We start from the raw sequence: 14123 nt of genomic DNA on the forward strand, positions 1-14123 counted from the left end.
CAGTTTGGCTAGATCGGGCATGTTCATTACCGGACTCGGCAAGGCTTGAATTCTGAGGAGGCCGCCGCTCTTAGAGCGGACGTCCGGCAGGTGTCATCGGCTGGCCGGCGGTGCCGTTGCCGACGCACAGGGCGCCGACATAGCGCTGGCGGGCGTCGGCCAGGCCCACTCGCGCGCGGGTCGCGGCGTCGAGCGAGGTCACGTTGTACGCACCCACCACGCCCTGGCCGCCGCGCGCATCGAGTGCCGCCATGTCGTTCATGCACATGCGGTTGGATTCGACGCAGCGGTTGAGGATGGCGCTGTAGAGGCCGGGGGTGACCGTCCCGTAGTAGTGGACCGGTTCCTTCTCGCTCGGCTGTTCGAGCTTGAGGTAGTCCTCGCGGCCGAGCTGGTCCGCGCTCGCCTTGGCCTTCGCCACCCAGGCGTCGAAATCGGCGTCGGACAGGCTATGGAAGCGGAAGCGCATGTCGGAGAAGCCGGCGCCGCTGTAATTGGCTGAAATGCCTTCGAAATCGCCGGTTTTGTTCATGACCGCATGGAGCTTGGTCTCCATGCCCGGCATGGCGTAGATCATGCCGGCCAGCGAGGGCACGAAGAACGCGTTCATGACGGTGGAGGCGGTGATGTGGAACTCGATGGGGCGATCCACCGGGGCGGCCATCTCGTTCACCGTGGCGATGCCCTGTTCCGGATAGAGGAAGAGCCACTTCCAGTCCAGCGCCACGACCTCGACCACCAGGGGCTTCGTGCCGGGGGCCAGGGCGCGGCCCTGGGAGACCTGTTCCAGGGGGCGGTACGGGTCCAGCTTATGGGTGCTGGTCCAGGTCACGGCGCCCAGGGCGATGATGATCAACAGGGGTGCCGACCAGATCAGCAGTTCCAGCACCGTGGAGTGGTTCCAGTCCGGGGCGTATTCGGCACGGGCCGCCTCGTTCGACGCCCGGTACTTCCAGGCGAAGATCAAGGTCATCGCGATCACCGGGACGATGATGATCAGCATCAGCACCACGGAAATGATGATCAGGTCGCGCTGCTGCCGGGCGATGTCGCCCGAGGGGGATAGCAGCACGGCATCGCAGCCCGACAAGAGCAGGGCCAGGGCGGGGATCAGCAATCCGCGCAACATCTTCATGGACATTCGCATGATGGAGGCAACCGTGGGGACACGAAAAAATACGCCGATACGCCTGCGCAGGCCATAGGACACTTTGTCCCATGGCCCTGCAAGCCGAGTAGTGCGATCCTTGGCTATCCTGCCATCCACCTCCCCGAGCGGGCCGAATACGATGTCGAGCATTTCACACGCCCATCACAATGCCGCGGAAGGCGCCGAGAACGACGTCCGCCGCCAGCACCAGACCAGCCACGCCGCCGTGGCCCCCGGCGAGATCGCCGTGGGCGTGGTCATCGGCCGGGCTTCGGAATACTTCGACTTCTTCACGTACGGCATCGCGTCCGTCCTCGTGTTCCCGTCGGTGTTCTTTCCGTTCCTGAGCCAGCTGGACGGGATCCTGCTGGCCTTCACGATCTTCTCGTTCGCCTTCATCGCGCGCCCCATCGGCACCACGCTGTTCATGGCGATCCAGCGCAACTGGAGCCGGGGAACCAAGCTTACCGCCGCCCTGTTCCTGCTGGGCACCTCCACGGTTTGCATCGCCTTCCTGCCGGCGAACACGTCCAATGGCTACACGGTCATTGTGATTCTGTCGGTGCTGCGCTTCTTGCAGGGCATTGCGCTGGGCGGCTCCTGGGACGGCCTGCCCTCCCTGCTTTCGCTGAATTCGCCGAAGAACCGCCGCGGCTGGTACGCCATGCTCGGCCAGCTGGGAGCCCCGACCGGCTTCCTGATCGCCGCCTCGCTGTTCCTCTTCCTCAACACCCAGTTGTCCCGTGAAGACTTCCTCGGCTGGGGCTGGCGCTATCCCTTCTTCGTGGCCTTCGCGATCAATGTCGTGGCCCTGTTCGCCCGCCTCCGCCTGGTCGTCACCGAGGAATACACCCAGCTTCTGGAAGAGCGCGAGCTGGAGCCGATCGGCATCATCGAGATGATCCAGGCACAGGGCTACAACCTGTTCATCGGCGCCTTCGCGGCGCTGGCCAGCTACGCCCTGTTCCATATCGTGACGATCTTCCCGCTGTCGTGGATTTCCCTCAGCCGCTCGCAGGACATCAACGACGTCCTGGTCGTGCAGATCGTCGGTGCCTTCGTGGCGATCCTGGCCACCGTGGCCTCGGGCGTCATCGCCGACAAGGTCGGCCGCCGCAATACGCTGGGCACGATGGCCGTGCTGATCGGCTTGTTCGCCATCGCCTCGCCCTGGCTGCTCGGCGGCGGCAAGATCGCCCAGGATGCCTTCCTGATCATCGGCTTCGCCCTGCTCGGCCTTTCCTATGGCCAGGCGGCCGGTACCGTCACCGCCAACTTCGCCAAGCGGTTCCGTTACACGGGCGCGGCCCTGACCTCCGACTTCGCCTGGCTGATCGGCGCGGCCTTCGCCCCACTGGTGGCGCTGGGCCTGTCCGCCCGTTTCGGACTGGTCGCGGTAAGCGCCTACCTGCTATCGGGCGTGGCCTGCACGCTGCTGGCGCTGCGCATCAACAAGGCGTTCGAGACGGACCGGAACAAGGCTTAAGGGGGCGGGTCCTCCCCGGAATAGCCGCCCGATCTCCGGCGCCGTGCCCGCCCGGCACGGCGTACCCTATGCCTCATGCTCTTCGACCTCCCCGACCACGACACCCTCTACCGGGCCCTGCTTGAGCGTGATCCCGCCTATGACGGCCACGTCTTCGTCGGCGTGACCAGCACGGGCGTTTTTTGCCGGCTCACCTGCCCGGCGCGGAAGCCGAACGTCGAGAACACCCGCTTCTTCGACTCCGTCGCCGGCTGCTTCGAAGCCGGCTTCCGGCCCTGCCTTCGCTGCCGTCCCCTCGATCCGGTCGGCCAGCGCGAACCCGTGGTGTCGGCCCTGCTCCGACATCTGGAAGACGAGCCGGAGCGGGTCTGGTCCGAGGACGACCTCGTCCGTCTCGGCTACGATCCTTCCACCGTACGCCGGGCCTTCAAGCGTCATCTCGGCCTCACCTTCCTCGACATGGCCCGCCTGCGCCGGGCAGGGCGCGGCATGGACCGCCTCGCGGCTGGCGCCAGCGTGATCGATGCCCAGCAGTCGGCCGGTTACGACTCCGGGAGCGGCTTTCGCGAAGCCATCGTCAAGCTGATCGGCGACAGCCCGGCCGGGCTGCGCGGGCGCGAACTGCTCAAGGCCGACTGGATCGAAACCCCTATCGGCAGCATGCTGGCGGTGGCCGATACACATGCCTTGCACCTGCTCGAGTTCTTCGACCGGACCGCCTTGCCCACGGAACTGAAACGGCTGCGCGAGTCGAGCCGCTCCACGATCACGTTCGGTCGCACGCCGGTCATCGACCGTATCGAGGCCGAGCTGCGCGATTATTTCGCCGGAACCCGGCTGGCCTTCGAGACGCCGCTCGCCCTGCACGGTTCGGTGTTCACCAAGGCGGTGTGGGACGAGTTGATCGCCATTCCGCCGGGGACGACGCGCAGCTATTCGGACGTCGCGGCAGCCGCGGGACGGCACACGGCGGTTCGGGCCGTCGCCCGGGCCAACGGGGCCAACCAGATCGCCATCGTCATCCCCTGCCACCGGGTGATCGGGGCGGATGGGTCGCTCACCGGGTATGGCGGAGGATTGTGGCGGAAAGACTGGCTGTTGCGGCACGAGAGGAAGGCCGCGGCACGTTGATCGCGGAGTCGCGGACTGGTCCGCGATGGGAGCTTGCCTCAGCCCAGCACCGGATACGGCCCTTCCGCGAACACCTCGTCGTGATAACCCTTCACGCCGATGGCTCGCGCGAGTTCGCTACGAAAATCCTCACCGCGCCGCAGGCATGCCAGCACGAAGGAGAAGTCGCGCTTCGGCGACCAGCCCAGGTCGCGACGGGCCCGCGCACTGTCGTACACACGGTCGAGCGAGGGCAGCAATTTCCACCCCTGCGTCGCATAGAGCGCGTCGACTTCCGGGAACAGTCCTCGCACCACGGCAGCCGCATCACGACGCAGCGCGGTGACATCGTTCCGCGCAAAAGGTGTCGCCGCGGAGACGATGTAACGGCCGAACCCCAGTGCGGGCGACTTGTCGAGTGCGCACAGATGGGCCTCGACGATGTCCTCGATATCGGCTCGCCGGTACAACAGCTCGTTGGCCTGCATGTTCAACGTGGCGTATTCGGAGCGAACGCTCGCGTTGTCGTCGTCCTCGGGAAAGAAGCGCGAGGTGCGCAGGACGAGTACCGGCAGGCGTTCCTTGCGCGCCACCAGTTCGCACATGCCTTCGGCCGCGATCTTCGTCGCGCCGTAGATGTTCTTCGGCACGGGCACGACGTCTTCGTCGATCCAGGCCGCCGGTTCCCCCGGCGCGGGCGACAATGCAGTGCCAAACGTGCTCGTCGTGCTGGTGAAAACGAACGAGCGCACGCCATGCGCGACCGCGGCCTCCAACAGCGCCACCGTGCCAGTCACATTGGTGTCGACGAACTGCCGTTTGGAATGCGTCGCGACGTGCGGTTTGTGCAACGTGGCGGCGTGGATCACGCGCGTGACGCCGGACATGGCATCACGCACGAAGGCTTCGTCGGCGATGGAACCGACGATATCCGTGTGCGAGGAGGACTTGATGTCGAGGCCCTTCACCGCACGGCCATCCGCTCGCAAGCGGCGGACGAGCGCCTCGCCGAGATGGCCCGCGCTGCCTGTGACGAGAACGGTCATCGCATCCTCACCAGATGAGGTCGTCGGGCACGACGAACTGCTTGTAGTAGTCGTCGACATCTTCTTCCGACGGTGCCGCCGCGCCTTCCTTGCGACCGTGGTCGAGCACGATCATGTCCGGTGCGCGGGCGTGGATCTTGTCGGCGGGCAAGCGGGGAATCAACTCGTAGCCCTCACCGGCACGCGCGATGGCAAGCGCGCCGGATGCCAGTTGCGCGCGGAGCGCGTCGTTGACGAAGATGCTGGCGATCTTCTCGCCATCCGGGAAGCGATAGGCGCTGTCACCTTCGCGCTTCACCTTGGTCGTCTCGATGATCTGGCGCACCTGGGCGCGGATTTCCTTCGCGCGGGCCTCGGCGTTGCGCTCGGCGGCCAGGGCCCGGTCCCGTTCGGCACGCTCCGCCTGCAATTTGCGTGCGTCGATGGAGTCATCGGCCGGAGGCGGCGGCGCCTTGCCCTGCCGCTGCTTGGCCTGGTCGCGCACGATCTTGGCGGCCTTGTCTTTCTTGACCAGGCCAGCCTTGAGAAGTTGTTCCTGTAACGGATTGCGCATGGCGAACGTTTCTTTATCCCGCTGGGACATCGATTCTAGCGCCGAAGGGTTGGTTACATCGCGTTACGTGCCTAGGCTTGGTGGCCTCCCCGGAGGTAGAACGAATGCACGTCCTCATTTCCCCGCGCTCCCTGCGCCTGAGCCTGGCCCTGGCCACCCTCCTTGCCACCCCTGCGTTCGCGGCCGACCGGTTGCCGCCACGCGCGGAATGGAAGGCGAGCAGCTCCTCCCAGCAGGTGCCCGCGCTGGCACCCGAACACGCGATCGACACCGATGAGACCACCCGCTGGGGTGGCGCCTTCAGCCCGGGCCAGTGGTTCCAGGTGGACCTGGGCAAGGTGGCGAAGGTCGGCGGCGTACGGATCCATTGGGACAGCGGTTTCGCCGCCGCGTACTCGATCCAGACCTCCGTGGATGGCAAGGATTTCCATCCCGTCTACACCGTGACCGACTCGCCCGGTGGGACGGAGTACCTCGTGTTTCCCGCCACCGAGGCGCGTTTCGTGCGCCTCGCCGCGCCGGCGCGCACGGCGGACTGGGGCGTGTCCGTGTTCGAGTTCGAGCCGTTCGCGGCAGCCGATGCGGCCCGCATCGCCGGGCTCGATGGCAAGGACGATGGCGCTTCGCTCTGGTCCGATGGCCACGCCAGGGGGATCGTCGGCAAGGGCCCTCGTGGCACACGGCAACTCGACATCGCCCTGCCCCGTCCGTTGGACATCGCGGGCGTCGAGGTCCTCTGGGACGGGCCGCGTGATGGAGCCACGCTCCAGGCACGCGATGCCAAGGGCGCCTGGTCCACCCTCGACAACGATCCCGGAAGCCTCGGCGACAGTTCCTATCTTGCGGCGCGCGAGGCTAGGGACGTCGGCGCGTTGCGTCTCGTCGTCGGCGCGAAGGACGGCGCCACGCCCCGGATCAAACGCCTGCGTTTCCTCGGCCCCCTCCGCGCCATGACGCCGATGAAGCGTTACCAGGTAGCCGCTTCACGCGACAACGCCGCGCTATTCCCTTCCTCGCTGCACATGCAGCAGGTGTACTGGACGGCCGTCGGCGTGCCGGCGGGACTGCAGAAGTCGATCTTCGATGAGTACGGCAATATCGAACCGTTCAAGGGCGGCCCACAGGTCCAGGCCATCTGGCGCGATGCGTCGGGCCGCACCGCCGTCTCCGACGGCGCCGAGCGGAAACACGCGCTGCGCGACGGCTGGAAGCCCATGCCATCGGTGAGCTGGACCGCGCAACCGGGGCTCTCCATCATCAGCGAAGCCATAGCGGTACAAGGCGACGGGCAGCCCGTCGTCCTCCTGCGCCATCGCCTGCACAACGATGGCGCCACCGTCGTCGACGGCACGCTGTCCCTGGTCGTACGTCCGATCCAGGTCAATCCGCCCTGGCAAAATGGTGGCGCATCGCCGATCCACGACATCGCGATCACCGGCACCGGCGCGAGCACGAACGTGCGCGTGGAAGGAAGGACGCTACTGACCTCGCTCACGCCAGTGGACCAGGCCGGGGCCGCTCCCTTCGGTGCGCATGGCGAAACGGAAATCACGACGAACGCGGCGGCGGGTTCCTCGCCCGCCGCAAGGGAAGCCCATGATCCGGACGGCCTCGCCGCCGGACTGCTCGGCTACCGCGTACACCTGGGCCCCGGGCAGACGCGCGACGTCGTCCTCGCGTTCCCACTCGGCAACGCACCGGCCGATGCGAACGGCCACCTGCCCGAACCGCCACCGATCGATCGTTCCGTTTTCACCGCCGCCGGATACGACGCGTTGGCGGCCGAGGTGTCCGATGAATGGCAGAAGCGCCTCGGCAGCGTGGGCATTTCGCTACCGGACGAATCGCTGGTGGATATCCTGCGTTCGCAGGCGGCATACATGCTGGTGAACCAGACCGGCCACGCCATGCAGGCGGGACCGCGCAACTACAACCGCTCGTTCATCCGCGACGGTGCTGCGACCGCGTCGATCCTGTTGCACATGGGCGAGGTCAAGACCGCACGCGACTACCTCGACTGGTACGCGGCACATGCGGTGCACGAGAACGGCCTGGTCTCGCCGATCCTCAACGCCGACGGCAGCGTGAACCGCGGTTTCGGTTCGGACATCGAATACGACAGCCAAGGGGAATTCATCAACCTCGTCGCCGACGTGGCCCGCTTCGGTGGGGGTCCCGCCAGCGTGAAGGACTATCTGCCCAAGGTCCGTGCCGCGATGCATTTCATGCAGGAACTGCGTGAACGCACGATGGTGCCGGGATACCTGTCGAACCTGCCCGCGCCCGAACGCTTCCACGGGATCATCGCCCCGTCGATCAGCCACGAAGGCTACTCCAGCCCTACGCACAGCTACTGGGACGACTACTGGGCATTGAAAGGCTGGCACGACGGCGCATGGCTGGCCGAGCAATGGGGCGACAAGGACCTGACCGCCTACGCGCGTGGGCAGTACGCGGCCCTGCGCGAATCGCTGCGCAAGTCGATCGAAACGACGATGGCCTGGAAGGGTTCCGACACCATTCCCGCCGCCGCCGATCTCGGTGATGGCGATCCCACCAGCGTATCGATCGCACTCGACCCGACGGGACAGATGGACGTCCTGCCGCACGATGCGCTGGTGAAGACCTTCGACCGTTACCTCGCTGACGTACGCAAGCGCGAAGCACCGGGCGAGTTGTTCGCATACACGCCGTACGAACTGCGCAACGTGCTGACCTACGTGTATCTCGACCGGCCGGACGACGCCGCCGAACTACTCGCCGACGTCGTTCGCGATCGCCGGCCACCCGAATGGAACATGTGGGCCGAGGTGGTGCATTCGCGGCTTCGTCATCCGGGCTATCTTGGCGACATGCCGCATACCTGGATCGGCTCGGAGTACGCGCGCACCCTCTTCGGCATGCTGATGCGCGAAGCCGACGACGGTTTGTACCTCCTGCCAGGGGCTCCGGCATCGTGGGTGACGGGAAGCGGCCTCTCGGTAACGCGGCTACCCGTCGCCTACGGATCGTTGAGCATGACCGCCCGCCGGGACGGCAAGACCTTCACGGTGACACTCGACCAAGGCATCCGCGCCGACACGCCGGTGCGAGTGTTCTGGCCCGGGCGAGCGAAGCCCGTGAGGGTGACCGCCGATGGCAAGGCGGTGAAGGAATGGGATGCCGATGGCGTGAAACTCGCCAGGCCCTTCCACACCCTCACGGCGGAGTACTGACGCGCCATTACATGAATTCGACGAGAACCCTGACCCTGCGGCTGAAACGGCCACCCCGCACGGTCGGGCGGATCTCCCGCAAGCGCGCGTTGAAGGTATATACATCGCCGGTGCCTAACGCGTTGAACCGGGCCCCCGCTCCGGGAGCGATATTCTTTTCATTCTCGTCGCCGAGTTCCAGCCCGACATTCTCGGGCCCATCGAGCGTGAACAGGTCCGGCTGGCCGACGACCGCATCGCTGGCGTCGCCGAAGGTGAATTTCGCGACGAGGCCCACCGGCTCCTGGCACTGGTCCACCCTGAGATGGAAGGCCTCCCATCGCGTCGCCCGATCGGGCGTCGCGAAGTTACTCGTATTGAAGGGGCCCAGTTCCACCGTCTGGTTGAGATCCTCCGCGACGATGCTACATGCAGGACGGATGAGCGTCAGGTCGTAGATCTTCATGTGACGAAACGGTTTCGTCGCGGCGCCGTTGGGCTGATACGTCCATTGCTGGCCGATGGTCAGCTTGTCGAAGGCGCCGAATTCCACCGGACCCGTCATGCGGACGATGCGGTACCCGATGTCAGCATGGTTGCTACGCACGGTATCGCCCAGCTTGAACGTGCGTTGATACTTGTGCGGGAATGAAAAGCTGGTGCCCTCCTGAAGTTCGTCGATGTAGAGCTCGACGCCGAATCCGGAATCCTTTCCACCGACCGTCAATGGCACGAGGCCATTGATCGTGACCATGCTGTAGGACCCTTCGAAAGTCGCCTCGCCTTCCGTGCACGTCGCCAGCACGTTGCCATCGCCGCGTGCTTTCTCGTCACGAACGACCGTTCCGGGAACCATGTCGTTGGTGACGGTTATCTGCGCGGTCTGCCCGATCTGGTAGTAGCCGTCGGCGGAGTGGTAGCAACCTCCCTTGGCCCGTGCCATGCCGGACTGCCAGGACGCGACGATAACCCCCGCAAGCAAAAGATTTCGACGTAGCCGCCTGCCTGTATTTTTCATTGCTTACCTCGTTCCGTAAGGAGTGACATCCACGACGGCGTCGTGGGTGGGGAAGTGACTGTCCAGCCACGTGGTCCAGCGCACGGCACGACGGATCAGGTCCGCGCGGTAACGTGCATTGAAGCGGGGAGTACGCGAGTGGTAGTTCGACGCGCGCGTCCACACATCGCCGCCGTCGTTACGCAAGTGTCCGCGTATGCGCCACGCGGCAAGCATGAATGGGTAGCAGCCGGGTGCGGCGACGTCCGCCGCGGTGATGCCATAGCGGTCGAGGTCGCGAAGGTAGGCCGTATTGAATTGCAGCGCTCCTACGTCGAACGTTCCATTCTCGTTACGCACCCACTGGCCGGGCTTGCCGGCCTCCTTCTCCGCCACCGCGAGCAGCACGTTGGCGGGAACGTCGTAGGCGAGCGCAGCCCCGAGGGAGCAGGCGACCATTTCCTGGCGTTCGACTGGGATAACCTTTCTTTTCTTGAGTTCTGAGCAACGACTCCCTCGGAGCCGTCGGCCTGGGGAGACACGGGGTCATCCCCGCGCATCACGCAGCCGAGCTCGACAAACGCGAGCGCTAAGGAAAGTGTGTAGGAACGCGCTGAGGATCCATATGGAAAAATCCTCAAAAATTCGTGTTTGTTTCCGAACTTCGACGAGGCTCACGCCTTGGCGAGACGGGCTCAGTTCTCATGACGAAGGCCCCCGGCTCATGCTATGGCAGTGACAGACCGGGGGCCTCGCGAGCTATTGACCGATCTTGCGCAGTGGCTTCCCGCTCATCAGGTTCCTCTCGATCTGCTCGAGCGTCACGTTCTTCGTTTCAGGCACCAGCCAGAACGTGATGCCGATGAACAACGCGTTGAGCGCCGCATAAAGCCAGAAGGTCTGCGCGTTGCCGATGCCACTCAGGAGGGTTAGGAACGTCGCCCCCACGATCATGTTGGTCACCCAGTTGGTGAAGGTAGAGCAGGCGATGCCGAAGTCGCGGCCTTTCAGCGGTTGTACCTCGGAGCACAGCGTCCAGATGAGCGGACCCGCCGACATCGCAAAGCCCACGATGAAAAGAAGCAGCATCGCCACGGTGAAGTACTGCTCGCCGCGCGAGTCCACGCCGAGGCCGAGCATCGTGCCGACGATGTCCAGTCCGACGGCCATGATCGTGAAACCCGCGTATAGGATAGGCTTCCGGCCGAGGCGGTCGACGAAGGCGAATGCGATCAGGGTGGCGAGCACGTTCGTGAGGCCCACCGCGGCGGTGAACCACATCTGGGCATGCGTGTCGTAACCCATGTCCTTGAATATGCGCGGCGCGTAGTACATCACCACGTTCATGCCCGTGAATTGCTGCATCGCCTGCAACAACACGCCAAGTCCGACGGAGCGGCGGAAGTTCGGGTTCTCCTTGAACATGCTGAAGCCATGCTGCCGCGTCTTCAACTGCTCGTCGATGTCTTCCATCTCTTTCCTGACGACGGCCTCGTCGCCGCGCAGCTTCACGAGAACGGTTTCCGCGTCCTCGCGCCGGCCACGCATCAACAGCCAGCGGGGACTGTCGGGCAGATAGAACAGGCCGAGCAGGAAGAGCACGCCCGGCGCGGCGATGATGCCGAGCATCCAGCGCCAGTTGCCGGTCGAACTGAAGGCGGTATCGGAGAGGAAGGCCAGCAGGATGCCCGTGGTGATCATCAACTGGTAGGTGGAGATCATCGCGCCACGGATCTTTTCCGGCGCGACCTCGGCCAGGTAGAGCGGCGCGGTGAACGTCGCCACGCCGATCGCCAGGCCAAGGACGAAGCGTGCCACGATGAGGATCGTTGCCGATCCCGCCACCGCACAGAACAAGGACCCGGCGATGAACAGCACGCCGGCGAGGATCAGGGATCGCTTCCGCCCCAGTACGGCGGACATCCATCCGGCGCCAAGCGCACCGACGGCCGCACCTGCCATCATGGCGCTGACGATCCATTCGATGGTCCGGTCGGACACCTTGAAGTCGGACTGGATGAACTGGGTGGCACCGGAGATCACGCCGATATCGAGGCCGAACATCAGGCCCGCCAACGCGGCAAGTACGCATGTCGTGACGATGGCCGCCTTGGGATGGGTGGCCTGTGTCCGATGGGCTGCGACGTCCATGGGAACCGTTCCTTCTATGGATGACATGCCCGGCATTTAAGGCCTAGGCATGTATCTGTCCCGTGTGCGGCGCGTCTACGGCTATTCGAGCGCGCCCACGTCCAAACCGCGTGAATCCGTGCGGCCCTGGTCGTCCACCACGCGAACGAGGAAGCGGCCCGTGCGTTCCGGTGCCCACATCAGAACCTGGCCACTGGGCACGCTGCCGAGATAGGCGTCGTCGACGAACCAGTAGAGCATGCGCGTACCGGCGTCGGTCGTGGCGGAGAAGGCGACGCGCTCGCTGCCTAGCCGGGACACGCGAATCTGGTACGTGCTGCCTTTCAGGGGCGATGTGATCTTCGGTGGATCGCCCGCCGGCTGGCCGCCGCCCTGACAATCCGGCAAGGCCGGCGGCGTCCTTCGCGGCATGCCAGCCTGGGCGAAGACGCGAGCAAGGTCGGATGGCCAGTACTCGTAGACCTCCGTGCGCGTCGTGCCGGGATCGTAGGGAGGACATGCCGGCTTGCCCGTCGCCGTATCGATCACCACGGGGCGATGCACGTTGCTCACCTTGATCGGTGACTTGCCGGGAATGAACCAGGTGCTGCCAACCTGCGGGCACCACGCGTTCGGCAGGTCACCGCTCGCAAGGCAAACGGGTACACGGCGGAGGTTCGGCGGATTGCGCCGGATCGGCTCGGCCAGTCCCGGGCGTTCGGCACGCAGCGCGTCGGCGATGCGGAAGAACAACGGTGCCGCGGCGTCCACGCCGACGAAGGCCGGGTTTCCCGCCCCATCGAAGTTGCCGATCCACACGACAAGCACGTAGGGACCGAAGCTCCCGGCGGTCCACGCGTCGCGAAAACTCCACGAGGTGCCGGTTTTCCAGTAAATCGGAAGACGCGAGGGTTGCGCGGCCACCGCGTCGTCGGGACGCGGATTCTGCCTGAGCATGTCCATGACCATGAAGCTCGCCTCCTCGCTGAGGAGGCGCGTACCGCCGCTCTTCGGTTGCGCGGCGAGCAGGCGCAGCGGCCGCAGTTCACCCCGGTTGGCCAGCATCGCGTAGAGGCCGGAAAGCTCCTGCATCGTCACTTCACCGCCACCCAGCACGAGGGCCAGCCCGTAGTGCTGTTCGGTGGCCATGCGCGAGACACCGGCGTCCCGAAGGAACTGGTAGAGATTGGGATTGGCGAGTTTGGCCGCCACCTGCACCGCCGGGATGTTGCGACTCCTGACCAGCGCCTGGGTCGCCGTCACCGGACCCAGGAAATGGCCGTCGAAGTTCTCCGGCGTATACGGACCGAAGGCGGAAGGCACATCGCGCAGCACGGTCTCCGGATGGAGCACGCCCTGGTCGAAACCCAGTGCATAGATGAAGGGTTTCAGCGTGGAACCGGGGGAGCGTTTCGCCAACGTGCCGTTGACCTGGCCCTGGATCGACGCATCGAAATAGTCGGCGGACCCGACCATGGCCTTGACGCCCATGTCGCGCGTGTCTACCAGGATCGCGGCCGCGTTCCGGATACCGCGATCGCCGCTGCGCTCGACGTATTGGCGCACCTGGCGCTCCAGGCTGTGCTGAAGGCCGAGGTCGAGCGTCGTCGCGACGCGCATGTCGCTGCCGCCGTCCAGCCGGCGTTCGGCAAGCACCTGCTCCACGAAGTGCGGCGCTTCGAACGGCAGCTGCGACAGCGGACGCAGGCGGAGGGGAAGATCGAACAATGGCCGCACGCTAGCGTCGTCGGGGTGCTTCGCGACCCAACGCGAGAACAGACGGTCGCGCGATAGCTTGAGGCCCTTGCCGATCACGGCGCCGCCATCGACATGGCCCGGAAGCCCCCGCGACGGCTCCTGCGGAATGACGGCCAGGGTGAGTGCCTCGGGCAGGCTCAGCCGCGCGGGCGCCTTGCCGAAGTAGGCGAGGCTGGCCGCGCCGACGCCTTCGACGTTGCGGCCGTATGGCGCGGCGTTGAGGTATGCCTCGAGGATATCGTGCTTGGAATACAGCAACTCCAGTTGTACCGCACGGACCACCTGCACCAGTTTTCCGCCCGGGGTGCGCGTGTCCAGGCGCCACATCAGCCTGGCGAGCTGCATCGTGATCGTCGACCCGCCCTGTGCATTTCCACGCCGCACGTAGGTCATCCACGCGCCGCGCATGAGGCCCCAGGCACTGACCCCGGGATGCCAGCGGAACCAGCGGTCCTCGTGCAGGAGGACGGCGTCGACGAGCGCCGGCGAAACATCCTCCAGCGGCACCCACAACCGGTACCGCTGGTCGCTCGCCAATGTCAGCCGCAGCAGCCGGCCGCCGGTGTCGTACACGGCCGTGGACGAGGGAAACCACGCGCGTAGATCCTCGTGCGGCCACAGGCGCAGCCCGACCGGCACGACCAGGAGCAGCAGCAACGCCACGAGGGCGTTGTGCCACTTGACGCGATGGAAGCGGAA

The 14123-nt window shown here is 65.5% G+C and carries 9 protein-coding genes and 1 pseudogene; 3 read left to right on the forward strand and 7 right to left on the reverse strand.

All coding sequences use genetic code 11. The features are described from left to right. Window positions 1-70 precede the first annotated feature (70 nt). Complete coding sequence (gene cyoA, locus ACR9Y6_RS14530; RefSeq protein WP_481281918.1) at window positions 71-1135, reverse strand: ubiquinol oxidase subunit II; 1065 nt, start codon at window positions 1133-1135, stop codon at window positions 71-73. A 154-nt stretch (window positions 1136-1289) separates the two neighbouring features. Between cyoA and ACR9Y6_RS14535 the strand changes: the two genes are divergently transcribed. After that, entirely contained in the window at window positions 1290-2636 is a 1347-nt protein-coding gene (locus tag ACR9Y6_RS14535) for an MFS transporter (protein ID WP_306848406.1), read from the forward strand. 75 nt (window positions 2637-2711) lie between these two features. Beyond that, complete coding sequence (locus ACR9Y6_RS14540; protein WP_481281919.1) at window positions 2712-3767, forward strand: bifunctional transcriptional activator/DNA repair enzyme AdaA; 1056 nt, start codon at window positions 2712-2714, stop codon at window positions 3765-3767. Window positions 3768-3805: 38 nt separating this feature from the next. Here ACR9Y6_RS14540 and ACR9Y6_RS14545 read toward each other — a convergent pair whose 3' ends face one another. Then, window positions 3806-4792 (reverse strand): NAD-dependent epimerase/dehydratase family protein, encoded by a 987-nt coding sequence (locus ACR9Y6_RS14545; RefSeq protein ID WP_481281920.1) that lies wholly within the window; start codon window positions 4790-4792, stop codon window positions 3806-3808. Window positions 4793-4799: 7 nt separating this feature from the next. After that, the gene (locus ACR9Y6_RS14550) at window positions 4800-5345 is read right to left on the reverse strand and encodes a DUF2058 domain-containing protein (protein ID WP_481281921.1); all 546 of its coding nucleotides are present in this window, start codon (window positions 5343-5345) and stop codon (window positions 4800-4802) included. A gap of 104 nt (window positions 5346-5449) precedes the next feature. On the opposite strand from ACR9Y6_RS14550, the gene ACR9Y6_RS14555 reads away from it, so the two are divergent. Beyond that, window positions 5450-8560, forward strand: coding sequence for a discoidin domain-containing protein (locus ACR9Y6_RS14555; protein ID WP_481281922.1), 3111 nt, complete (start codon window positions 5450-5452; stop codon window positions 8558-8560). A gap of 7 nt (window positions 8561-8567) precedes the next feature. On the opposite strand, the gene ACR9Y6_RS14560 is transcribed toward ACR9Y6_RS14555, so the two are convergent. From ACR9Y6_RS14560 to pbpC, 4 genes and pseudogenes are all read right to left on the reverse strand, one after another. After that, window positions 8568-9482 (reverse strand): fimbrial protein, encoded by a 915-nt coding sequence (locus ACR9Y6_RS14560; RefSeq protein ID WP_481281923.1) that lies wholly within the window; start codon window positions 9480-9482, stop codon window positions 8568-8570. Window positions 9483-9590: 108 nt separating this feature from the next. Next, a pseudogene (locus ACR9Y6_RS14565) lies at window positions 9591-10016 on the reverse strand (lysozyme family protein); the annotation flags it as partial. Window positions 10017-10295: 279 nt separating this feature from the next. Next, window positions 10296-11687: a sugar porter family MFS transporter gene (locus ACR9Y6_RS14570; protein ID WP_481281924.1), complete on the reverse strand. Its 1392-nt coding sequence runs from the start codon at window positions 11685-11687 to the stop codon at window positions 10296-10298. Between the two features lie 81 nt (window positions 11688-11768). Further along, window positions 11769-14087 carry a penicillin-binding protein 1C gene (gene pbpC, locus ACR9Y6_RS14575; protein WP_481281925.1) on the reverse strand — a complete coding sequence of 773 codons (2319 nt, stop codon included), beginning with the start codon at window positions 14085-14087 and terminating at the stop codon, window positions 11769-11771. Between the last annotated feature and the right edge of the window lie 36 nt (window positions 14088-14123).

This window comes from Luteibacter sp. TLI7-4A (assembly GCF_056754745.1).

Bases quoted from the DNA above. Each gene is read 5' to 3' on its own strand.
- cyoA (WP_481281918.1), bottom strand. From the start codon at position 1,135: ATGAAGATGTTGCGCGGATTGCTGATCCCCGCCCTGGCCCTGCTCTTG.
- ACR9Y6_RS14535 (WP_306848406.1), top strand. From the start codon at position 1,290: ATGTCGAGCATTTCACACGCCCATCACAATGCCGCGGAAGGCGCCGAG.
- ACR9Y6_RS14540 (WP_481281919.1), top strand. From the start codon at position 2,712: ATGCTCTTCGACCTCCCCGACCACGACACCCTCTACCGGGCCCTGCTT.
- ACR9Y6_RS14545 (WP_481281920.1), bottom strand. From the start codon at position 4,792: ATGACCGTTCTCGTCACAGGCAGCGCGGGCCATCTCGGCGAGGCGCTC.
- ACR9Y6_RS14550 (WP_481281921.1), bottom strand. From the start codon at position 5,345: ATGCGCAATCCGTTACAGGAACAACTTCTCAAGGCTGGCCTGGTCAAG.
- ACR9Y6_RS14555 (WP_481281922.1), top strand. From the start codon at position 5,450: ATGCACGTCCTCATTTCCCCGCGCTCCCTGCGCCTGAGCCTGGCCCTG.
- ACR9Y6_RS14560 (WP_481281923.1), bottom strand. From the start codon at position 9,482: ATGGCACGGGCCAAGGGAGGTTGCTACCACTCCGCCGACGGCTACTAC.
- ACR9Y6_RS14570 (WP_481281924.1), bottom strand. From the start codon at position 11,687: ATGGACGTCGCAGCCCATCGGACACAGGCCACCCATCCCAAGGCGGCC.